Raw genomic sequence first — 22,246 nt, 5'->3', positions numbered from 1 at the left:
CGCGCAGTGTGTTTGTGCGGTGTGAAGGTAGGGTGACATGATCGCCAGCAACTGTCCACGCGGTTTTGGCAGAAGAGTCAGACCATATTCATGACCTGCGCGTGGAATGCGCGGTTCAAAGAGCGGGCGGTTGTCAGCATCTCGGGGCGGGCCTCGGCGGTTTTGATTCTTGCGCGCCAGTCTTCCGGGGCGGTTATTGGCGGGTTGTCGGGGAAGTTCAGGAACTTGTTGCTGAACGGAAGGCACAGCACGCGGCGGCCAAGGCACATGGCCCAGTAGGTGCCATGGTAGGAGTTCGTGACCACGGTTGCGCCGCTGGCGAGGAAGGCAATCGCCTCGGCCATCGTGCCCTGATCGTTGCCACGTGAGGGGATGGCCGGATCGCGAGGAAGGTCATCGGATTTCCGGGCGTGGTAGAACAGCACAACCTCGTGTTCGGGGGCGGGCGGGGTGTCGAACAGGGGCGACATGGCCGAGGCGCAGGGCACGTAGGGGCATCCATCGATGCCCCAATTGCGGGTCGAGATCAGATCGCAGCTGCCGTTCAGAATGTCGAAGTCGATGCTGCGACGGTCTTTCTGCGAGATGCCAACGCCCCAGACCACGCGTTTGCGGGCCTTGGCGGTGTCGTAGACTGCTGCGGTGACGCAGTCCTGAAACACCTGCCCACCGCCCAGAACCGCGACTTTGCAGGCAGGCATGTCTTGGGAAAAATCGAGAAAGGTGCTTGGACCAAAATCGAAGTAATGGCCCGGGGAGCAGGCCAGATCGCCGACGTTTTGGTGCCGCCTGCGGTGCATGAAGGCGAAATCGAGCATGGGGTGTCCTGTGTGCGGGGCTGTTTGGCTCTTGTGTCTTGGTCACAAGTCACCACAATGCGGGACACAGAACAAGTATTGGCGCGCGGCGCAGGGGAGCAGATGCGGAACGCCCGGATTGTCAGGTTCTATCTTCACAAGACGCTGAAAGAGCGGGCGGAGACGGGAAACCACAATTTCATCAACAAGTTTTGCGCCGTGTTGGAGCGCGAGGGCTTTAAGGTGAAGTTCCACAATGACGGCCTTGAGGAGCAGATGAAATCACGGGTGCGGCCCGGGTATTCGGTGTTCCTGATGTCCGAGCCGACCGACAGCCGTGGGGTGAGCATTCGGCTCAACTATTTCTATCCGTTCTGGAATATCGAACAGAGCGGCAAGCGCTGGGAGTGGCCGGTCGCCAAGGCGCGATTTGATGCGAGTGAGGTGCCGGAGGAAGAGGCACAGCGATTTGCCCGGTTCTGGCGCAAGCGGCTGTTTGAAGGGGCGGCAGAGGAGACGACGCGGGAGGGGCTGGTCTATGTGCCGTTGCAGGGGCGGCTGTTGACCCATCGGTCGTTTCAGGCCTGCAGTCCGATCCACATGATCGAGCATGTCCTCGAACAGGATCGCGAGCGGGAGGTCGTGGCGACCTTGCATCCCAAGGAGCATTACGGCGACGAGGAGATCGCGGCTCTGGAGGCGCTGGAGGCGCGGCATGACCGGCTGACGGTGTCACGTGAGGGCATGGTGCCGCTGTTGCAGCGTTGCGATTATGTGGTGACGCAAAACTCGGCGGTGGCGCTGTCGGGGTATTTCTTTCACAAGCCGGCGGTGTTGTTCGGGAGGATCAACTTTCACCACATTGCGGCCAATGTACACGAACTGGGCGTTGCCGGGGCGATGGCCGAAGTGGTCGGGCTTGCGCCGGATTATGACGCCTATCTTTGGTGGTTTCTGCAACACATGTCGATCAACGCGGGGCATGACGACGCGGAGGGCAAGATCCGGGAGGCGCTGGTGCGTTCGGGCTGGCTGGAGGGGTAATTTCGCCCGAAGCATCGCCTCGCAGTGTGAGGGCAATGTTGGCCCGGCGGCATCGCCGGGCTGCGCCCGCCCAGGCAGGCACGGCCCTCAAGGATGGCTTTTGGGCGGCGATTGCGCGAATGAAATCTCCTTTTCTGGACAAAGCCTGCGCCATGTGACAGGTAGCGCGCGACGTTTGGAGACTCTCTCATGACCACGACCCGTTTTGCGCCCTCTCCCACGGGCTATATCCATGTTGGCAACCTGCGCACCGCGCTGATGAACTTCCTGATCGCCAAGAAGGCGGGGGGCACGTTCATCCTGCGGATCGATGACACCGATCAGGAGCGTTCGAAGCAGGAATACGTGGACGGCATCCAGGAGGACCTGGAATGGCTGGGCATCACCTGGGACAAGATCGAGTTCCAGTCGAAGCGCCTTGACCGCTATGAAGCCGCGGCTGACCGTCTGCGCGAGATGGGCCGTTTCTACGAGTGTTTCGAGACCCCGACCGAGCTGGACCTGAAGCGCAAGAAGCAGCTGAACATGGGCAAGCCGCCGGTTTATGACCGCGCGATGTTCTCGAAGACGGCGGAAGAGAAAGACGCCCTGCGTGCTGAACGCGGACAGGGCCACTGGCGGTTCCTGCTGGACCAGCAGCGGATCGAGTGGACCGATGGCATCCTTGGCGACCTGTCGATTGATGCGGCGTCGGTGTCGGACCCGGTTCTGATCCGGGGTGACGGCCAGATGCTCTATACGCTGGCCTCGGTCGTGGATGACACCGAAATGGGTGTGACCCACGTGGTGCGTGGCTCGGATCACGTGACCAACACCGCGACCCAGATCCAGATCATCGAGGCGCTGGGCGGCACGGTGCCGACGTTTGCGCACCACTCGCTGCTGACCGGCCCGCAGGGTGAGGCGCTTTCGAAGCGTCTTGGCACCCTGTCGCTGCGTGACCTGCGGGATGCGGGTGTCGAGCCGATGGCGCTGTTGTCGCTGATGGCGCGCCTCGGGTCGTCCGATCCGGTCGAGCTGCGCAGCAACATCGACGAGCTGGCGGATGGGTTCGATCTCGGGCATTTCGGGACCGCGCCGACCAAGTTCGATGCGGATGACCTCTATCCGCTGACCGGCCGTGTGCTGCATGACCTGCCGTTGGACGCCGTTGCCGAAGACATCGCGGCGGCCGGAGTGCCGGCTGACCAGAGCGCGCAGTTCTGGGAGGTTGTGCGCGAGAACATCACCACCCGCAAAGACCTGGCCACATGGTGGGACCTGTTTGCCAATGGCGCCGATCCGGTGATCGACGACGAGGACAAGGAGTTCGTCGCCGAGGCGATGGCGCTGTTGCCCGAAGGACCGTTTGACGGTGAGACCTGGGGTGTCTGGACCAAGGCCGTGAAAGAGGCAACCGGCCGCAAGGGGCGTGGTCTGTTCATGCCGCTGCGCAAGGCGCTGACCGGCCAGAGCCACGGTCCGGACATGAGCGCGGTGCTGCCGCTGCTGCAGGTGATCAAGGCCAAGGGCTGAGGGGGGTTGCGAGGCGCTGCCTCGCGCTCCGGGGTATTTAGCCAAGAAGAAACGCCGTGGCGCAAGCTGCGGCGTTTTTGTTTTGGAGCGATGGTCTTGCATGACGGGCTTTGGCGGGGTCCGATAGGGGGACCTTGGAGAGGAGGAGGGGATGATTGCTTATGTCACGGTGGGCGCGGATGACATCGCGGCGGCGAAACGGTTCTATTGCGCCTTTCTGCCCGCCCTGGGCTATGGCCTGAAGGAAGGCCCGGAGGGGTTGAGTTTCGCGCTGCCGGTGGCGTCCGGCGCGGTGCCGGTTTGCGCCGACTTTTACGTGAAGCCGCCGTTTGACGGGCGGCGGGCCTCGGTGGGCAATGGCACGATGGTGGCTTTCGAGGCCGAGGGCCAGGCGCAGGTGCGTGCGCTGCATGCCGCGGCCTTGGCGGCGGGCGGGTCGGATGAAGGCGCGCCGGGGTTTCGGGCGGACTATGGGCCGCGGTTCTATGTCGGTTATTTGCGCGACCCGCAGGGCAACAAGGTCGCGCTGTTTTCCAGCAATCCCGATGAACCGGGACGGGACGGGTAGGCCTTGCCGGAAACGGAAAGCCCCGCCGGGTGGCGGAGCTCCGTGAGTGGTCGGGACAGGGCTTAGGTTTCGCCGAAGCCTTTCGGGATCGGCAGGGGATCGAGTGTTTTTGCACGTTTTTGCAGGCTTCGGCCAATCACGACGCGGCTGATTTCGGTGGTGCCGTCGACAATGCGCAGCATCTGGGAGAGACGCGAGAGGCGGTCGAGGCCGTAAGGTTGCAAGAGCCCCATGCCGCCGAGAACCTGGGTGCAGGTGTTGGCTGCCTTGACCGCGCAGTCGGGCACGAAACGTTTGGCGTGGGCGGCCATCAGCGGGCCTTCGTCGGTGCCGAGGGCATGGGCCGCCTTGCGATAGAGCAGGCGCGAGGCTTCGAGTTCGGTGGCGACGTCGCCGAGCATCCACTGGATGCCGTCGAGATCAAGGTTCTTGCCGCCGAACATCTTGCGGTTCGAGGAATAGGCCAGCGCGGTATCAAGCGCCGCCTGCATCAGGCCACAGCATCCCGAGGCGATGGAGACGCGGGCGATGTCGATGGCCATCAGCGAGCCTTGCAGGCCCTGGCCCACCGGCAGGATGATGTTGTCTTCGGACGCCACCACGTTGTCCATGTACATCTCGGAGAGGGGCAGGAAGTTGTAGGAGGGGGTTTCGTAGCGCGGGCCGAAGCTCAGGCCGGGGGTGTCTTTCGGGATGGCGATCATCGCCATGTCCTTGTGGCCCGGTACATCGGTTGTCTTGACCACGGTGAAGTAGATGTCGGCTTCGCCAGCGAGGCTGACCCAGGCCTTGGCGCCGCTGATTGTCCAAGTGCCATCGTCGTTGATGGTGGCGCGGGAGTACATGTTGCCCGCGTCCGAGCCGGATTGGGGTTCGGTGAGGGCGAAGTTGGCGAGCTTGCGGCCGGAGGTCAGGTCGCGGGCCCATTTTTCCTTGAAGGCATCGGTGCCGAAACCGCAGCCGGCATAGGTGCAGATATTGTGCATCGAGAGCGCGAATGCGTAGGCACCGTCACCGTAGCCGAGTTCTTCGTAGACGCGGATGCCGTCGCCCAGCGACAGGCCCTGGCCGCCGAATTCCTCGGGGGCGTAGAGACCGGTGAGGCCAAGGGCGGCGGCCTTGTCGGATGCTGCGCGGGGCCAGACGCCGGCCGCGTTCCAGGCGTCGACGTTGGGGCGGATGTCTTCGGCGCAGTGGGCGCGTGCGTTTTCCAGAATCGTATCGAGCTTGTCGGTCATATGAGGGCCTCCCGTACCCGGCTTAAATGTCTGACATTCAAATGTCTGACATTTCGAGTCGGCTCAAGAGTGACCCCACGTCACAAATTCCGAAAATCATATATCAGGGTCGCGGAGGGAAACCTTGAGGGCCCTCAGGTGGTCATCGACCAGCCCCGTCTCATCGGAGCTCAGGCTCTGGTGGCGGGGGTAGACCGGATTGGCGCGGTCGTTGAGGATGGGGGCACTCCAGCCGGCAGTGGTGTCGAAGAAATGCGCCACGCCGGCCTCGCCGAATTCTTGCAGATAGCCCTGGGCGACCACGTCGATATAGCTCAGGAGGACCGGGTGTTCCTCGGTCGGGGTGCCGTGTTTGCCATGCGGCACGGTATAGACGGCGATGTTGATCGGGTCGGTCTTGGGGTGGGTGACCGCGTGGCAGACCGGTTCCCGATCATAGGCGCGTTCGCGGTAATCCAGCGCGTCCCAGTCGTTGTTGGGGACATGGGCGATGAGGCCGTCGATCTCGGACGCGGTGTCGGGGACGGCGGTCAGATAGGCCACGGGGCGCAGATTCGTGTGCCGCCAAACACGCCGCCACCCGCGCAGACGGGCCGGGTGGGCGTCTTCGTAGGTGTGGGTTTTGCGGTTCACGAGGCTGCCGTAGCCAAAGAAATAGGGTGCGCTCATGGGGCCAAGCTGAGCATCTGTTGACATATGTCAATACGAACTGGCAGAGAATCCGTGATAATCGTGTGATCTGAATGCAGGTTTTGGAGACGCTCTTGCGCATTACCAAACGAACCAACATCGCCATCCGAGTGCTCATGTTCTGTGCGGCGCATACCGGGCGACTTGTAACCAAGGCGGAGATTGCCGATGTCTGCAAGGCGTCGGAGAACCATCTCGCGCAGGTGATCAACCAGCTTGGGCAGATGGGCGTGATCCATACCCAGCGCGGGCGTAACGGTGGTCTGGAGCTGGCACGCGATCCCAAGGAGATCGAGATCGGACCGATTTTCCGGGAAATGGAATCGCCGGTTCCGCTGGCCGAGTGCTTTGCTGATGCCGACAGCACCTGCCCGCTGGTTGAGGCCTGCCGCCTGCGGTTGGCGCTTCAGGATGCGGCGGAAGCTTTTTATGATCGCCTTGATGGCGTCACGCTGGACGGGTTGGTCTGCAACAACACGGCGCTGCTCAATATTCTTGCACCTGAGCCGTGTCACCACTGATTTCACCTCAATGTGTCGCTTGTCAGCGATAACATGTCGTAATACGATGGAAAAACGACGAGTCGGGAGAACCGGGTAGACCGGTGCCGAAGGAGCAACCGCCCCGGAAACTCTCAGGCAAACGGACCGCTTGTCATCTGAAAAACTCTGGAGAGAGGCGCAACAGGCGTCCGCCGAAGGGATAACGATCTCAGGCAGAAGGACAGAGGGGGCATCGCCTGCACGGGGGCAATCCGTGCGCTGGGTAGATGCCGGTTGTTTCCAACACACATGGAACGCGCCGGAAAGTTAGGAGCGGCGTTCATGTCGGAACTGCAACGCACACCGTTGTTCGACCTTCACCAAGAGCTGGGGGCCAAGATGGTGCCTTTCGCGGGCTACGAGATGCCCGTGCAATACGCGCTTGGCGTGATGAAGGAGCATCTTCACACACGGGCGGCGGCGGGGCTGTTCGACGTGAGCCACATGGGGCAGGTCATCCTGCGCGGCGAGAGCTATGAGGCGGTGGCCGAGGCCTTCGAGGCGCTGGTGCCGATGGATGTTCTTGGGCTGGGTGAAGGGCGTCAGCGTTACGGGCTGTTCACCAACGCCGATGGTGGCATCGACGATGATCTGATGTTTGCCAATCGTGGGGATCACCTGTTCGTGGTGGTGAACGCGGCCTGCAAAGAGGATGACATCGCGCGCATGAAGGCGGCTCTTGAGCCGTCGGTCGCGGTGGAGGTGATCACGGATCGCGCGCTGGTGGCCTTGCAGGGGCCAGAGGCCGAGGCCGCGCTGGCCCGGCTGGCGCCCTCTGTGGCCGGGATGCGGTTCATGGATGTGGCGACGGTCGAGATTGCCGGTGCCGACTGCTGGGTTTCGCGGTCCGGCTATACCGGCGAGGATGGCTATGAAATCTCGGTGCCGGAAGCACATGCCGAGGCGCTGTGCCGGGCTTTGCTGGCGATGGACGAGGTCGAGGCTATTGGTCTTGGTGCGCGCGACAGCCTGCGGCTTGAGGCGGGGCTGTGCCTTTATGGCAATGACATTGACGCCAGCACTTCGCCCATCGAGGGCGGGCTGGTCTGGGCCATTCAGAAAGTGCGCCGCGCAGGCGGGGATCGCGAAGGCGGGTTCCCCGGTGCCGAACGTGTGCTGCGCGAGATGGCCGAGGGTGCGCCGCGCAAGCGCGTCGGGCTGGTGCCCGAGGGTCGCGCACCGATGCGGGCGGGGACGCAGATTTTTGCAGGCGCCGAGGGCGGTGAGGCGGTCGGGGTGGTTACCTCTGGCGGCTTTGGCCCGACCTTCGAAGGGCCGGTTGCTATGGGATACGTCACCGCGGGGTTCGCGGCGGACGGAACAAACCTTTTTGGCGAGGTACGGGGCAAACGGATGCCCGTGACGGTGGCGAAGATGCCGCTTGTGCCCGCCAATTTCAAACGTTGATCAACACGGGAGATGGATCAGATGAAATTCACCGAAGAGCACGAATGGCTGCGCGTCGAGGATGACGTGGTGGTTGTGGGGATCACCACGCATGCCAGCGAACAGCTGGGCGATGTGGTGTTCGTGGAACTGCCTGAGCCGGGCACCGAAGTGACCAAGGACGAAGAGGTCTGTGTGATCGAGTCGGTCAAGGCGGCCTCGGACATCCTTGCGCCGATCGATGGCGAGATCGTCGAGGTAAACGAAGCCCTGGCGGATGATCCGGGCAAGGTGAACGAAGACCCGATGGGCGATGCCTGGTTCTTCAAGATCAAGGCGGCGGATGCGTCCCAGATGGACGACTACATGGACGAAGCCGCCTACAACGATTTTATCGGCTAAGCGCCTTTCCCTTGTCCGCCCGCGCCAGGGAGCGGCGCGGTGCGGATGATTGCGGGACAACTTGAAGAGGGGTGGGGCGCGGCCGGAGACGGGCGCGTCAACAGAGGATTATTGGAGGACGACATGCCGTTCAAACCGACCGACTACTTGCCTTACGACTTTGCCAACCGGCGTCACATCGGGCCGTCACCCGAAGAGATGGCGGATATGCTCGAAGTTGTGGGGGCAGAAGATCTTGATGCGTTGATCGCCGACACGGTGCCAGAGAGCATCCGGCAGGAAAAGCCGCTGGATTTTGGACGCCCGTTGTCTGAACGCGAGTTGTTGCACCACATGCGGGTGACGGCCGCGAAGAACAAGGTGATGACCTCGCTGATCGGTCAGGGCTATCATGGCACGGTCACGCCGCCGGCCATCCAGCGCAATATCCTCGAGAACCCGGCCTGGTACACCGCCTACACGCCCTATCAGCCCGAGATCTCGCAGGGGCGTCTCGAGGCGCTTTTGAACTTCCAGACGATGATTTCGGACCTGACCGGCCTCGAGATCGCCAATGCCTCGCTTTTGGACGAGGCCACGGCCTGTGCCGAGGCGATGACGATGGCCGAGCGTGTGTCGAAATCGAAATCCAAGGTGTTCTTTGTCGACCGCGACTGCCATCCGCAGAACATCGCGGTGATCAAGACCCGCGCCAAGCCGCTGGGCATCGAGGTCGTGGTGGGAAATCCCGACAAGATGGAAGCCGACAAGGTGTTCGGTGCAATCTTCCAGTATCCCGGCACCTATGGCCATGTGCGCGACTTTACCGATCACATCACCGCCCTGCACGAGAACAAGGCCATCGGCATCATCTCGGCCGATCCGCTGTCGTTGACCCTGTTGAAGGAGCCGGGCGCGATGGGGGCGGATATTGCCGTGGGCACAACCCAGCGTTTTGGCGTTCCGATGGGCTATGGCGGCCCGCACGCGGCCTATATGGCCACCAAAGATGCCTACAAGCGCAACATGCCAGGGCGGATCATCGGCGTGTCGATCGACAGCCACGGCAACCGGGCCTACCGCCTGTCGCTGCAAACCCGCGAACAGCATATCCGCCGCGAAAAGGCGACATCGAACGTCTGTACGGCGCAGGCGCTGTTGGCGGTGATGGCCTCGATGTATGCTGTGTTCCACGGTCCCAAGGGCCTCAAGGCGATTGCGCAGCGCATCCATCGCAAAACCGTACGCCTTGCGAATGTGCTTGAAGACAACGGGTTCAAGGTTGATCCGCAATCCTTCTTTGACACCATCACGGTTGATGTCGGACCCCTTCAGGCCGCTGTCATCAAGTCGGCGCTGGACGAGAACATCAACCTTCGCAAGGTTGGCGAACGCCGGGTCGGCATCACGCTGGACGAGGCCACGCGGCCTGCGACCCTTGAAGCGGTGTGGCGCGCCTTCGGGATCGAACACAAGGACGATGATTTCACCCCGGAATACCGGGTGCCCGAAAACATGCACCGGCGCAGCGACTACCTGACCCACCCGATTTTCCACATGAACCGGGCGGAAACCGAGATGATGCGCTATATGCGCCGCCTTGCCGACCGCGACCTTGCTCTTGATCGCGCGATGATCCCGCTTGGCTCCTGCACCATGAAGCTCAATTCGGCGGCCGAGATGATGCCGGTCAGCTGGCGGGAGTTCTCGCTGATCCACCCGTTTGCCCCCAAGGATCAGGCGGCGGGTTATCACGAGATGTTCCGCGATCTGTCGGACAAGCTGTGTCAGGTGACGGGCTACGATGACTTCTCGTTGCAGCCGAACTCGGGCGCGCAGGGCGAATATGCCGGGCTCCTGACCATCAAGGATTACCATGCCGCGCGCGGCGAGGGGCACCGCAATGTCTGCCTCATCCCGATGAGCGCTCACGGCACCAACCCGGCCTCGGCGCAGATGGTCGGATGGAAGGTGGTGCCGGTGAAGTCGGCGGACAATGGCGATATCGACCTCGAGGATTTTCGGGCCAAGGCCGAGACGCACAGCGCCGATCTCGCGGGCTGCATGATCACCTATCCCTCGACCCACGGGGTCTTTGAAGAGACCGTGCGCGAGGTCTGCCAGGTGACCCACGATCACGGCGGGCAGGTCTATATCGACGGGGCCAACATGAACGCGATGGTGGGCCTGAGCCGGCCTGGCGATCTGGGGGGCGACGTGAGCCACCTGAACCTGCATAAGACCTTTGCCATTCCGCATGGCGGGGGTGGTCCCGGCATGGGTCCGATCGGTGTGAAGGCGCACCTCGTGCCGCACCTGCCCGAGAAGGCAGGCGCGGTAAGTGCCGCGCCCTTCAGTTCGGCCTCGGTGCTGCCGATTTCCTGGGCCTATATCCTGATGATGGGCGGCGAGGGGCTGACGCAGGCAACGCGAGTGGCCATTCTGAATGCCAACTACATCGCCAAGCGCCTCGAAGGGGCCTTTGAGGTGCTCTACAAGGGGCCGACGGGTCGGGTGGCGCATGAGTGCATCATCGACACACGCCCCTATGCCGAGAGTGCCGATGTGAGCGTGGACGATATCGCGAAACGTCTGATCGACACAGGCTTCCACGCGCCGACCATGAGCTGGCCGGTGGCGGGGACGCTGATGATTGAGCCGACAGAGTCGGAGACCAAGGCCGAGCTGGACCGTTTCTGCGATGCGATGCTGGCGATCCGCGAGGAAATCCGCGAGATCGAGGAAGGCCGCATGGATGCGCAGAACAACCCGCTGAAAAACGCGCCGCACACGATGGAAGACCTCGTGAAGGACTGGGATCGTCCCTATTCGCGCGAACAGGGCTGTTTCCCGCCGGGATCGTTCCGCGTGGACAAGTACTGGCCGCCGGTGAACCGGGTCGACAATGCCTGGGGGGACCGCAACCTTGTCTGTATCTGCCCACCGATGGACGACTACGTCGAAGACTAAGAAAAAGGCCCCGCCAGAGCGGGGCCTTTGCCTTCGGCGAGAGTATTTTTTGTGCATTGAAACAGAGGGGGCTTCAATGCACCGGAAATACTCCGGGGTCCGGGGCAGCGCCCCGGCCTTGCCTATTCGCGGGCGCGCAGGATGCGGGCCGGACGCGCCGCAAGGGGGGCGGCGGCAAAGAACAGGCTGGCCAGCAGGGTTGCCAGAACACCGCCGGTCACGATGGTCAGCGCATTTGGCCAGATCACTGCGAAATCGGTCTCCAGCACGAAGTAGGTCACCGCCCAGGCACCGGTGATGCCCGCGGCGAGGGCGACAAAACCGGCGGCCGCGCCGGTGAGGCCTGCGCGGATCGCGAAAGAGGCGAGAACCCGGGCGCGCGGCGCGCCGAGGGTTTTCAGGATCGCGGATTCATAGATGCGGCTGGTCTGGCTGGCGGCGGCGGCCCCGATCAGCACGAGGAAGCCGGTGACCAGCATGACAGAAGCACCGTAGGAGGTGGCGTCGGCCAGCCCCGACAGCAGGTCGGACACGCGCGAGATCGCGTCGCGCACGCGGATCGCCGTGATGTTGGGATAGGCATTGGAGAGGTCGCGCAGGATGGCGGCTTCGGCCTGTTCCTCGGCATAGACGGTGGCGATGAAACTGTGCGGGGCACCGGCGAGGGCGGAGGGGTTCATGACCATCACAAAGCCCATACCGGCGGTCGAGAAATCGACGTTGCGGAAGGAGGTGATGGTGCCGGTGATGTCGCGGCCAAGGATGTTGATGGTCAGGCTGTCGCCCAGTTTCAGACCCATCTCGGCGGCCTCTTCGGCGGCGAAGCTGATTTGCGGTGCGCCGCTGTAGTCGGCGGGCCACCAGGCACCTTCGGTGACTGAGGTGGTTCCGGGAATCTCTGCCGAATAGGTAACGCCGCGGTCACCGCGAATGACCCAGTGGTCGCCGGCGACCTCCTTGGCGGGGCGGTCGTTGATGCGGGTGATAAGGCCGCGCAGCATCGGCGCGGTTTCGGTTTTCGAGACGGCCGGATCGGTGTCGAGGCGGTCGAGGAAGGCGTCGATCTGGGTTTTCTGGATGTCGACGAAGAAATAGGAGGGGGCCACGGTGGGCAGGTCGCGGGCGATGGCGTTGCGCAGATTGCCATCGATCTGGCCCACGGCAGACAGGACCGAGAGGCCGAGACCGAGGGAGAGGACCACGGGCAGGGCCGGTTCATGTGCCGAGGAGATCGCATTCAGCGCCCAGCGCAAGGCCGGACGACGTCGGGCGCGAGGGGCCGCGGATTTGGCAAGGCGGCTGATGCCCGCGGCGGCAATGGCCAGAAGGATCAGCGCCCCGAGGATACCCACGGCGGACCAGAGCGTCAGCGCCCATGAGCCGGAGAGCCAGCCGGCCAGCGCGAGAAGCAGGGCCAGCAGTGCCGCCGTTGAAAGGATGTAGCGCGCGGCGGGCAGGGTTCGGGCCGCACCGGCGGCATCGCGGAACAGGGCGGCGGCGCGCACGTCCTCGGTGCGGGCCAGCGGCCAGAGGGTGAAGATCAGCGCGGTCAAGGCGCCGTAGGTGGCGGCTTCGATCAGCGGCATCGGGTAGAGGGTGAAGATGGCCGGGACCGGCAGGCGCGATTGCAGGATCGGGGCCAGCAGGAGGGGCAGGCCGGCACCGAGGATCAGGCCGAGCAGGATGCCGACGATCGACAGCACGCCGATTTGCAGGAAGTAGGTGAGGAAGATGGTTTTGCGCTCGGCACCGAGGCTGCGCAGGATCGCGATGACGGTTGTCTTGCGCGAAAGGTAGGCGCGGATCGCGGCGGAGACGCCGATGCCACCGACGGCAAGGCCGGACAGGCCGACAAGGATCAGGAAGGCGCCGAGGCGTTCGACGAAGGTGGCAATGCCGGGCGCGCCGTTGCGGCTGTCGCGCCAGCGCAGGCCGGTGGATTCAAAACGGTTCAGCGCGTCGGACTTGGTGGCCTGAAGGTCTGCGGTTTCGGGCAGGGTGAGGCGGTACTTGGTGGTAAACAGCGTGCCGGGGGCAAGCAGGCCCGCGTTTTCAAGCGCGGGGGTGGCGACGATGGTGCGCGGGGCAAGGCCGAAACCGCCCGCGTTGTCGGGTTCGTTTTCAAGTGCGGCGGTCAGGCGGAACTCCTGTGTGCCGAGTTTGAAAGTGTCGCCGATCTCTAGACCGAGGCGGTCGATCAGGAGTTGCTGCATCACGCCGCCGGGCAGGCCGTCGTGCTGACCAAGGGCGTCCTGAAGCGGGATATCGGGAGAGAGGGTGGCCCTGCCGATCAGGGGATAGGCGCTGTCGGAGGCCTTGACCTGGGTGAGGCCGCGTTCGGTCTGGTCGTCGCGGGTGACAACGGCCATCGAGCGGAAATCGACCACCTCGGAGATTGCCGTGGCGTTGGCATCCATCCATGCGCGTTCCTCGTTGGAGGCGAAGCGGTAGGTGAATTCCATCTCGGCGTCTCCGCCGAGCAGGGCGGCGCCTTCGGCGGCGAGGCCGGCCTCGATACTGGCGCGCACCGAACCGATGGCGGCGATGGTTGCCACACCAAGGGCGAGACAGGCAAGGAAGATGCGGAAGCCGGCAAGGCCACCGCGCAGTTCACGTCGGGCGAAACGCCAGGCCAGGGCGAGGCTCATGCGGCGGCCTCTTGCTGGTCGATGCGGCCATCGCGCAGGCGGATCACGCGGTCGCAGCGGTTGGCGAGGCGATGGGAGTGGGTGACCATGACGAGGGTTGCGCCGTGGCGGTCGCGCAGCGAGAACAGCAGGTCGATGATGGCTTCGCCGTTGGTCTGGTCGAGGTTGCCGGTGGGTTCGTCGGCCAACAGAATGTCGGGGCGCGGTGCAACGGCGCGAGCAAGCGCCACGCGCTGTTGTTCACCGCCTGACATCTGGCGCGGGAAGTGATCGGCGCGGTGGGCGAGGCCGACGGCGTCGAGTTCGTCCATCGCGCGGTCAAAGGCATCGCGGTCGCCCGCCAGTTCCAGCGGGGTGGCGACGTTTTCCAGCGCGGTCATCGTAGGGACAAGGTGGAAGCTCTGGAACACGACGCCCATGTGATCGCGGCGAAACCGGGCCAGCGCGTCTTCGTTCATGGCGCTGAGATCCTGCCCCAAGGCGGAAATCTGGCCGCCCGTGGCAAGCTCGAGCCCGCCCATAAGCATCAGGAGCGAGGATTTGCCAGAACCGGAGGGACCGACAAGACCGAGGGTTTCCCCTTTCGCAACGTCAAGCGAGATGCCATGCAGGATTTCGATCCGTCCGGCATTGCCATCCAGGGCAAGACGCGCATCTTTAAGGGAGAGTACCGTAGTCATGGGGGAACCTGTCTAATGAACCGTTCTAGGCAATATGGGGGACTGTCGCGTCTGAGCAAGGCAGCGGCACTGGTTTTTGCCCTTGCAGCACCGGTTTCGGCGGAACAGGTGAGTATTCTGGCGCTTGGTGACAGTTTGACCCAAGGCTATGGCCTGATCGAGCAGAACGGGCTGGTGCCGCAGATGCGGGTCTGGCTGGCGGAACAGGGCGCAGATGTGCGGCTTGTGAATGGCGGGGTCAGTGGTGACACGACGGCGGGCGGTTTCGCGCGGGCCGAGTGGAGCCTGACCGAGGACATCGACGCCATGATGGTGATCCTTGGCGGCAACGACATGTTGCGCGGCATTGCACCCGAGGCTGCACGGGCCAACCTTGCCGGTATTCTCGAGGTGGCAAAGGCCAAGGGGGTCGCGGTGCTTTTGGTGGGTATGAAGGCATCGAACAATTTCGGGCCCGACTACAAACAGGAGTTTGATGCGATCTATCCCGAACTGTCTGCAGAATACGGCACGCTTCTGACCGAGAACTTCTTTGCGGGGCTGGGCGTGCAGGATCCGAGTGCGCTGCGCGATCTGATGCAGCCGGATGGCATCCATCCCAACGCGGAAGGCGTGGCGCTGATCGTTGAGGGGCTGGGCCCGGATGTTTTGGCGCTGGTCGCAGAGATCGAATAACCCGCGCGCGGCAAAAAAGCGCCCCGGGTGAGGGCGCTTTCGGTGTTCAAAGCGATAGCCTGAAGATCAGGCCAGAGCGATGTTGGTCGCTGCTTCACGGCCGTTGCGGCCGGTTTCGAGGTCGTAGGTGACCTTCTGGTTGTCGGCCAGACCGGTCAGGCCTGCGCGCTCAACTGCGGAAATGTGTACGAATACGTCTTTGCCGCCATCTTCGGGCGCAATAAAGCCGTAGCCTTTGGTGGTGTTGAACCATTTGACGGTGCCAGTTGCCATCGTCGTTTCTCCTGTTTTTGCTGCCCACGGAATTGCGGCAGATCGGCTTAGTCAGAGCAAGATCGAGTGACTGAGCCGCAAGGAACAGGGTGTCGATAGAGGTAACGTTGCGGTTTTTATATGCGGGTCGTGGCTGCGAATCTCAAGCAAATTCGGATCATTTTCGGATCAATCCGTGGGATTGGGGCATGAATTTTTGATGAAGAATTGGGCGTTTGCGGGTTTTTGAATGGCATTCAAATTTTACCAGTTGATAAAAAAATAAACCCATGAGACGCTGTTCTCAAATAGCCAAACGATGACACGGGGAGAGAGAATGACCAAATCACCGTTGAGCGAAGGGGTTGTGGCCGGGCGATTGGCGCCCGGGCAACTTGCCGAGAACTTTGCGGATCTGCATCCGCAACTGGAAGACCACGAGGCGTTGGTGGCGGCGGATCGCTGCTATTTCTGCCATGACGCGCCCTGCATGACGGCCTGTCCGACAGACATTGATATTCCGCTGTTCATCCGCCAGATCGCGACCGGCACGCCGGAAGCGGCGGCGAGGACGATCCTGAGCCAGAATATCCTGGGCGGCATGTGCGCGCGGGTGTGTCCGACCGAGACCCTGTGCGAAGAAGTCTGCGTGCGCGAGGTTGCCGAGGGCAAGCCGGTCGAGATTGGCCGTTTGCAGCGCTATGCCACCGACACGCTGATGGCGGCGGATGTGCATCCGTTCGAGCGTGACACGGCAACCGGCAAGAAGGTGGCTGTTGTGGGCGCCGGGCCTGCGGGCCTGTCGGCGGCGCACCGTCTGGCGATGTATGGCCACGACGTGACCGTGTTTGACGCCCGCGCCAAGGCGGGAGGTCTGAACGAATTTGGTATCGCCTCGTACAAATCGGTCGAGAACTTTGCGGCGCGCGAAGTGGACTGGCTTTTGAAGATCGGCGGTATCACGGTGGAGACCGGTAAGAAGCTTGGCGATGGCCTGACACTGGATGGCCTGAAGGCCGAGTATGACGCCGTGTTCCTTGGTATCGGGCTTGGCGGCGTCAATGCGCTTGGCGTGGATGGTGAGGACAAGTCCGGCGTGCTGGATGCGGTGGATTTCATTTCCGACCTGCGTCAGGCATCGGACCTTGCCGATGTCGAGATCGGGCGCGATGTCGTGGTGATCGGCGGTGGTATGACGGCTGTGGATGCCGCGGTTCAGGCCAAGCTGCTGGGCGCGCTGAACGTGAGCCTTGTCTACCGTCGGGGACGTGACCGGATGAACGCCAGCGTGTTCGAACAGGATCTGGCGGCCTCCAAGGGCGTGCGGATCATCACCAATGCCTCGCCCAAGGCGGTGATCGGCAATGGTGCGGTGCGCGAAATCGAATTCGAGTATACTGGCGATGATCTCGCGCCAACCGGCCAGACCGTGCGTCTTGCCGCGGATCAGGTGTTCAAGGCGATTGGCCAGACGCTGGAAGGCGAGGGGCTGCCGGCGCTGGAAGGGCGCAAGATCGCGGTGGATGGCACCGGGCGCACCAGTGTTGATGGGGTCTGGGCCGGGGGCGACTGTGCCTCGGGAGGCGACGACCTGACCGTGACTGCCGTGGCCGAGGGCCGTGATGCGGCAGAAGACATTCACGCCACGTTGATGGCGTAAGACAAGGGAGATAGCGAAATGGCCAATCTCGAAAGTGATTTCATCGGGATCAAATCCCCAAACCCGTTCTGGCTGGCCTCGGCGCCGCCGACGGACAAGGAATACAACGTTCGCCGTGCCTTTGAGGCCGGTTGGGGCGGTGTGGTCTGGAAGACCCTCGGGTCGGAAGGTCCTCCGGTCGTGAACGTGAACGGGCCGCGCTATGGCGCGATCCACGGGGCGGACCGGCGTTTGCTGGGGCTGAACAACATCGAGTTGATCACCGACCGTCCGCTTGAGGTGAACCTTGAAGAGATGACGCGGGTGAAGCGGGATTATCCCGATCACGCCCTGATCGCCTCGGTCATGGTGCCCTGCGAGGAAGACGAGTGGAAGCGCATCCTGCCGATGATCGCGGAAACCGGCTGTGACGGGTTCGAGCTGAACTTTGGCTGTCCGCATGGCATGGCCGAGCGCGGTATGGGGTCGGCTGTCGGGCAGGTGCCGGATTACATCGAGATGGTGGCGCGCTGGTGCAAGGAAGCGACTGACCTGCCGGTGATCGTGAAGCTGACGCCGAACATTACAAACATCCTGTACCCGGCCGAAGCCGCGCTGCGCGGTGGTGCGGATGCGGTCAGCCTGATCAACACGATCAATTCGATCACCTCGGTGAACCTTGACGTGATGAGCCCGGAGCCGATGATCGACGGCAAGGGCACGCATGGCGGCTATTGCGGTCCGGCGGTGAAGCCGATCGCGATGAACATGGTGGCCGAGATTGCCCGCAACCCGGCCACGGCGAACCTGCCGATCTCGGGGATCGGTGGCGTGACCACCTGGCGCGATGCGGCGGAGTTCATGGCGCTGGGGGCTGGCAACGTGCAGGTTTGCACGGCGGCGATGACCTATGGCTTCAAGATCGTTCAGGAAATGATCTCGGGTCTGTCGCAGTGGATGGACGAAAAGGGCTATGAAAGCACCGCTGATTTCGTCGGTCTTGCGACGCCGAACGTGACCGACTGGCAGTACCTGAACCTCAATCACGTGACCAAGGCCGTGATCAACCAGGACGACTGTATCAAGTGCGGCCGGTGCTATGCCGCCTGCGAAGATACCAGCCACCAGGCGATCGAGATGAGCGAGGATCGCGTGTTCACCGTGAAGGACGATGAATGCGTGGCCTGCAACCTCTGCGTCAATGTCTGCCCCGTCGAGAACTGCATCACCATGCGCACGCTTGAGGCGGGCGAGATGGACGAGCGCACGGGCAAGCCGGTTGAGGCTGACTATGGCAACTGGACCGCGCACCCCAACAACCCGATGGCGCAGGCCGCGGAGTAACACAATGTGCAACCGGGGAGTGGCCCCTGGTTGCTGAAAGTGGCCCAGAGCCGCACCGGAAACCCGTCGCGTGACTGTCCTCCAGCGGCGGGTTTTCCTTTGCCTTGCAGAAACATGTCGCATTTCGTGCATATGTCGGAAACAAGACAGTTCCCCGCGTTTCCTCCCGTCAGGCTTGGCCTTGGAAACAGGAGGCGCAGATGGGAGATTGGGGACGCAACCGCGGCATGGTGCTGGTCTTCGTGGCGGGGATGCTGTGGTCTACCGTTGGTCTTGGCATTCGACTGATTGAAGAGGCGCAGGTCTGGCAAATCCTTTTGTATCGATCCATCAGCCTGTCGGTGTTCCTGTTTGTCGTGATCCTGGTTCGGACCGGTCGCAATCCGTTCCGCATGGCGCTCGAGACAGGGGCGGCCGGGGCGATTGGAGGGCTTGGGCTGGTGGCGGCCTATAGCGGGGCGATCTTTGCGATCCAGAAGACCTCGGTTGCCAATGCGATGCTTCTGTTTGCCTGCGCGCCGTTTGCCTCGGCGGTGCTGGCGCGGCTTGTTTTGGGGGAACGCGTTCGATTTGCGACGTGGGTTGCCATTGCGGTGGCGATGGGGGGCGTGCTGCTGATGGTTTCGGATGACAGCGGACAATCCTCGTTGATTGGCAATCTTGCAGCGCTGGGCTCTTCTGTCGGGTTCGCGGTGTTCACTGTTGCTCTTCGGTGGGGCAGGAATGTCGAGATGCTGCCAGCGGTGTTCCTGTCCGGCTTGTTTGCGATCGGCATTACCGGCGTGGTGTGTCTTGTGATGGGGCTATCCTTTGTCCTGACCGCGCAGGACGGGACGGTTGCCATGGTCATGGGCGTTGCGCAGGTGGGTACCGGCCTCGTGCTCTACACCTTGGGATCAAAAACGGTGCCTGCGGTCGAACTCACCCTGTTGTCACTTGCCGAGGTGGTGCTGGGCCCGGTCTGGGTTTGGGTGTTCCTGGGCGAGACGGCGTCGCGGGCGACATTGCTGGGCGGCGCGATCCTGTTGGCTGCGATCATCGGCAACGCGGTTTCAGGGGCGCGGCGCAAGCCGCCGATCCAGATGCCCTGAGGCGATCAGGGCGTCAGCATCTTGCGGAACATGGTTTCAAGATGCTGGCCGCCGCCGTCGATCACGCCTTTTTCTCCTGCCATCAGTACCCGCACCTGCGCGTCGAAATCGGCGTAGTGCTGGGTGGTGGCCCAGATCGAGAAGATCAGGTGGCGGGGATCACAGGGCGCGAGGCGTCCGGCGTCGATCCAGGACTGGATCAGGGCGCATTTCTGATCGAACAGCGGTTTCAGCCCGCTTTCGAGGTGCGGCCCCATGCGCGGCGCGCCTTGCAGGATTTCATTGGCAAACAGCCGGCTCTCACGCGGGAATTCGCGGGTCATGGCCACTTTGCGGCGGACATAGCCGAGGAGTTCCTCAAGCGGGTCGCCCTCGGGGTCCATATGGTCCAGCGGGTCGAGCCAGCTTTCCATCAACTGGTTGAGAAGGGTGACGTGGATGTCTTCCTTGCCGTCGAAATAGTAGAGGATATTGGGCTTTGAGAGCCCGGCTTCCTCGGCGATCTGGTCGAGGGTGGCCCCACGGTAACCGTGGCGGGAAAAGACCTCGAGGGCGGCATCGAGGATGCGCTTGCGGTTGCGCAGCTGGATGCGGCTGGGTTTCTTGGCCGTTGCCTCTTGGGATGCCATTGCGATCGTCCGTTGTCAGCGTTGACGGGCAGGATACGGCAGGAGCGCGGAGGCGTCCAGCGCCGAAACGGTGCTATCGGGCGTCAGTTTTCCGCCGCGATGTCGACCCCGATGCCGCGCAGGATGATCTCTTTCACGCTGGCCTTGGCCTCTTCCCACTGGGCGTCCGAGAGCTGTTGGCCGTCGTTCAGGGTTTCGATCTGGTGGCCGAAATCGGCGTAGTGCTGGGTTGTCGCCCAGAGCATGTAAAGCAGGTGGCGCGGGTTGATCGGGGCCATCCGACCCTCGGCGATCCAGCGTTCGATGATCCGCGCGCGCCCTTCGGTCCAGTCGCGCAGGGTGGTTTCGAGATAGTCCTGAATGACCGGCGCGCGGTGCATGACCTCGGAGGCCCAGACCTTGGAGCCGTTGGGATGACGGCGCGAGATTTCCATCTTGGCGTCGATGTAGGCGCCGATTCCTTCGGCAGGTCCCTCGGCCTGATCGAAGATGTCGGCGGCCTGCAACCAGACCTGGAAGATGTTCTGCACCACCTGTCGGTAGAGTTTTTCCTTGGTTGGAAAGTAGTAGTGCAGGTTGGCTTTCGGCAGCCCGGCCACATCGGCGATCAGCTGCATGGTGGCGCCGCCAAACCCTGCCTCTGCAAAGACTTTTTCCGCTGCTGATAAAATGAGCGCTTCGCTTTCCTGGCGACGTTCTTTTTTGCTGTTGGAGCGTTGCGCTTGCGACATGACAAATTCCCGTTGCAGAAAAATCTTGACCGGTTGGTCAGACTGTGGTGCCCTGAACTTGACCATACGGTCAGGATTGATCGATTGGCAAGAGGCCCGTGAAACAAGGGTCCGTGAACAAAGACATAGGGAGTGTTGAGATGGCCGCACCCGGCGAGAACATCAAGATCAATGGCGATCGGCTGTGGGACAGCCTGATGGAGATGGCCAAGATCGGCCCCGGTGTGGCCGGTGGCAACAACCGCCAGACCGTCACGGACGAGGACGGCGAGGGCCGTGCCCTGTTCCAGAAATGGTGTGAAGAGGTCGGCTGTACCATGGGGCTGGACACCATGGGCAACATGTTCGCCGAATATCCCGGCACCGACCCCGATGCGCTGCCGGTCTACATGGGATCGCATCTTGATACCCAGCCGACAGGTGGCAAGTACGATGGCGTGCTTGGTGTTCTGGGCGGGCTTGAGGTGCTGCGCACGATCAAGGACCTGGGGATCAAGACCAAGCATCCGATCGTGGTGACCAACTGGACCAACGAGGAGGGCACGCGGTTTGCCCCGGCGATGCTGTCGTCGGGCGTTTTCGCAGGTATCCACACCGAGGACTGGGCCTATGATCGCGAAGACGCCGAGGGGCTGAAGTTTGGCGACGAGCTGAAGCGGATCGGCTGGCGCGGGGACGAACCCGTGGGCCAGCGCAAGATGCACGCGATGTTCGAGCTGCATATCGAACAGGGACCGATCCTTGAAGCCGAGGGCAAGGATATCGGGGTTGTCACCCACGGACAGGGTCTGAGCTGGACCCAGGTGACCATCGAAGGAAAAGACGCGCATACGGGATCGACTCCAATGCCGATGCGCAAGAACGCCGGGTTGGGGATGGCCCGCGTTCTTGAAAAAGTGGATGAGATCGCATGGAGCCACGCCCCGCACGCGGTGGGCGCGGCAGGTCATATCGATGTCTATCCGAACTCGCGCAACGTGATCCCGGGCAAGGTGGTGTTCACCGTCGACTTCCGCTCGCCCGAGCTGTCGGTGATCACCGACATGGAAGAGCGTCTGCGTGTCGAGGGCCAGAAGATTGCCGACGAGATGGGGCTGAGCATCGCGTTTGAAAAGGTTGGCGGATTTGATCCGGTGGCCTTTGACGAGGGCTGTGTCACCGCGGTGCGCAATGCGGCTGAGCGGCTGGGCTATTCGCATCTCGATATCATCTCGGGTGCGGGGCATGATGCCTGCTGGATCAACCAGGTGGCGCCGACGGCGATGATCATGTGCCCCTGTGTCGACGGGCTTTCGCACAATGAGGCGGAAGAGATTTCCAGGGACTGGGCGGCGGCTGGCACGGATGTGATGTTGCATGCAGTTCTGGAGACGGCAGAGATCGTGGAGTGAGACACGGGCTGGATCGGGGGCGCTGCCCCCGGACC

General features: G+C 62.7%; 20 protein-coding genes and 1 riboswitch. Of the genes, 12 read left to right on the top strand and 8 right to left on the bottom strand.

From position 1 onward, the window contains the following. Positions 1-77: 77 nt before the first annotated feature. Positions 78-818 (bottom strand): polysaccharide pyruvyl transferase family protein, encoded by a 741-nt coding sequence (locus tag NNA36_RS00510; RefSeq protein ID WP_255103242.1) that lies wholly within the window; start codon positions 816-818, stop codon positions 78-80. A 102-nt stretch (positions 819-920) separates the two neighbouring features. On the opposite strand from NNA36_RS00510, the gene NNA36_RS00505 reads away from it, so the two are divergent. The 3 genes from NNA36_RS00505 (at position 921) to NNA36_RS00495 (ending at position 3,924) form a co-directional block, all read left to right on the top strand. Continuing rightward, entirely contained in the window at positions 921-1,841 is a 921-nt protein-coding gene (locus tag NNA36_RS00505; protein ID WP_255103240.1) for a hypothetical protein, read from the top strand. A gap of 189 nt (positions 1,842-2,030) precedes the next feature. Continuing rightward, a complete protein-coding gene (gltX, locus tag NNA36_RS00500; protein ID WP_255103238.1) occupies positions 2,031-3,356 on the top strand; it encodes a glutamate--tRNA ligase in 1,326 nt (441 codons plus the stop codon). 151 nt (positions 3,357-3,507) lie between these two features. Continuing rightward, positions 3,508-3,924, top strand: a complete 417-nt coding sequence (locus tag NNA36_RS00495) for a VOC family protein (protein ID WP_255103237.1) — start codon at positions 3,508-3,510, stop codon at positions 3,922-3,924. 62 nt (positions 3,925-3,986) lie between these two features. On the opposite strand, the gene NNA36_RS00490 is transcribed toward NNA36_RS00495, so the two are convergent. Continuing rightward, a complete protein-coding gene (locus NNA36_RS00490; RefSeq protein ID WP_255103235.1) occupies positions 3,987-5,162 on the bottom strand; it encodes an acyl-CoA dehydrogenase family protein in 1,176 nt (391 codons plus the stop codon). 96 nt (positions 5,163-5,258) lie between these two features. Continuing rightward, positions 5,259-5,831, bottom strand: coding sequence for a gamma-glutamylcyclotransferase family protein (locus NNA36_RS00485; protein ID WP_255103233.1), 573 nt, complete (start codon positions 5,829-5,831; stop codon positions 5,259-5,261). A gap of 95 nt (positions 5,832-5,926) precedes the next feature. On the opposite strand from NNA36_RS00485, the gene NNA36_RS00480 reads away from it, so the two are divergent. From NNA36_RS00480 to gcvP, 4 genes are all read left to right on the top strand, one after another. Beyond that, on the top strand, positions 5,927-6,373 hold the full coding sequence (locus NNA36_RS00480; protein WP_255103231.1) for an Rrf2 family transcriptional regulator: 447 nt from the start codon (positions 5,927-5,929) through the stop codon (positions 6,371-6,373). A 52-nt stretch (positions 6,374-6,425) separates the two neighbouring features. Next, positions 6,426-6,512: riboswitch (glycine riboswitch) on the top strand. A 164-nt stretch (positions 6,513-6,676) separates the two neighbouring features. Further along, positions 6,677-7,801, top strand: a complete 1,125-nt coding sequence (gene gcvT, locus NNA36_RS00475; RefSeq protein WP_255103229.1) for a glycine cleavage system aminomethyltransferase GcvT — start codon at positions 6,677-6,679, stop codon at positions 7,799-7,801. A 21-nt stretch (positions 7,802-7,822) separates the two neighbouring features. Next, complete coding sequence (gene gcvH, locus NNA36_RS00470) at positions 7,823-8,182, top strand: glycine cleavage system protein GcvH (protein ID WP_255103227.1); 360 nt, start codon at positions 7,823-7,825, stop codon at positions 8,180-8,182. 123 nt (positions 8,183-8,305) lie between these two features. Further along, positions 8,306-11,131 (top strand): aminomethyl-transferring glycine dehydrogenase, encoded by a 2,826-nt coding sequence (gcvP, locus tag NNA36_RS00465; protein ID WP_255103225.1) that lies wholly within the window; start codon positions 8,306-8,308, stop codon positions 11,129-11,131. A gap of 122 nt (positions 11,132-11,253) precedes the next feature. On the opposite strand, the gene NNA36_RS00460 is transcribed toward gcvP, so the two are convergent. Next, positions 11,254-13,779 carry an ABC transporter permease gene (locus tag NNA36_RS00460; protein ID WP_255103223.1) on the bottom strand — a complete coding sequence of 842 codons (2,526 nt, stop codon included), beginning with the start codon at positions 13,777-13,779 and terminating at the stop codon, positions 11,254-11,256. Next, positions 13,776-14,459: an ABC transporter ATP-binding protein gene (locus NNA36_RS00455; RefSeq protein WP_255103221.1), complete on the bottom strand. Its 684-nt coding sequence runs from the start codon at positions 14,457-14,459 to the stop codon at positions 13,776-13,778. Before NNA36_RS00455 ends, NNA36_RS00460 begins: the two co-directional genes overlap by 4 nt. 15 nt (positions 14,460-14,474) lie before the next feature. On the opposite strand from NNA36_RS00455, the gene NNA36_RS00450 reads away from it, so the two are divergent. Further along, on the top strand, positions 14,475-15,134 hold the full coding sequence (locus tag NNA36_RS00450; RefSeq protein WP_255103219.1) for an arylesterase: 660 nt from the start codon (positions 14,475-14,477) through the stop codon (positions 15,132-15,134). A 66-nt stretch (positions 15,135-15,200) separates the two neighbouring features. Here the strand turns inward: NNA36_RS00450 and NNA36_RS00445 are convergent, their stop codons facing one another. Then, positions 15,201-15,407 (bottom strand): cold-shock protein, encoded by a 207-nt coding sequence (locus tag NNA36_RS00445; RefSeq protein WP_255103216.1) that lies wholly within the window; start codon positions 15,405-15,407, stop codon positions 15,201-15,203. 316 nt (positions 15,408-15,723) lie between these two features. Here NNA36_RS00445 and NNA36_RS00440 point away from each other — a divergent pair, with 316 nt between their 5' ends. The 3 genes from NNA36_RS00440 (at position 15,724) to NNA36_RS00430 (ending at position 19,460) form a co-directional block, all read left to right on the top strand. Further along, a complete protein-coding gene (locus NNA36_RS00440) occupies positions 15,724-17,046 on the top strand; it encodes an NAD(P)-dependent oxidoreductase (RefSeq protein ID WP_255103215.1) in 1,323 nt (440 codons plus the stop codon). Between the two features lie 18 nt (positions 17,047-17,064). After that, positions 17,065-18,369, top strand: a complete 1,305-nt coding sequence (preA, locus tag NNA36_RS00435) for an NAD-dependent dihydropyrimidine dehydrogenase subunit PreA (RefSeq protein ID WP_255103213.1) — start codon at positions 17,065-17,067, stop codon at positions 18,367-18,369. Positions 18,370-18,569: 200 nt separating this feature from the next. Then, on the top strand, positions 18,570-19,460 hold the full coding sequence (locus tag NNA36_RS00430) for a DMT family transporter (protein ID WP_255103211.1): 891 nt from the start codon (positions 18,570-18,572) through the stop codon (positions 19,458-19,460). Between the two features lie 5 nt (positions 19,461-19,465). On the opposite strand, the gene NNA36_RS00425 is transcribed toward NNA36_RS00430, so the two are convergent. Together NNA36_RS00425 and NNA36_RS00420 are read right to left on the bottom strand one after the other, a co-directional pair. Next, a complete protein-coding gene (locus NNA36_RS00425) occupies positions 19,466-20,089 on the bottom strand; it encodes a TetR family transcriptional regulator C-terminal domain-containing protein (RefSeq protein WP_255103209.1) in 624 nt (207 codons plus the stop codon). An 83-nt stretch (positions 20,090-20,172) separates the two neighbouring features. After that, entirely contained in the window at positions 20,173-20,820 is a 648-nt protein-coding gene (locus tag NNA36_RS00420; RefSeq protein WP_255103207.1) for a TetR/AcrR family transcriptional regulator, read from the bottom strand. A 140-nt stretch (positions 20,821-20,960) separates the two neighbouring features. Between NNA36_RS00420 and NNA36_RS00415 the strand changes: the two genes are divergently transcribed. Further along, entirely contained in the window at positions 20,961-22,211 is a 1,251-nt protein-coding gene (locus NNA36_RS00415; RefSeq protein WP_255103205.1) for a Zn-dependent hydrolase, read from the top strand. The last annotated feature ends 35 nt before the right edge of the window (positions 22,212-22,246 follow it).

The organism is Shimia sp. CNT1-13L.2 (assembly GCF_024331145.1).
Lineage (GTDB): Bacteria > Pseudomonadota > Alphaproteobacteria > Rhodobacterales > Rhodobacteraceae > Shimia.
This window is presented reverse-complemented; position numbering and strand designations above follow the sequence as displayed.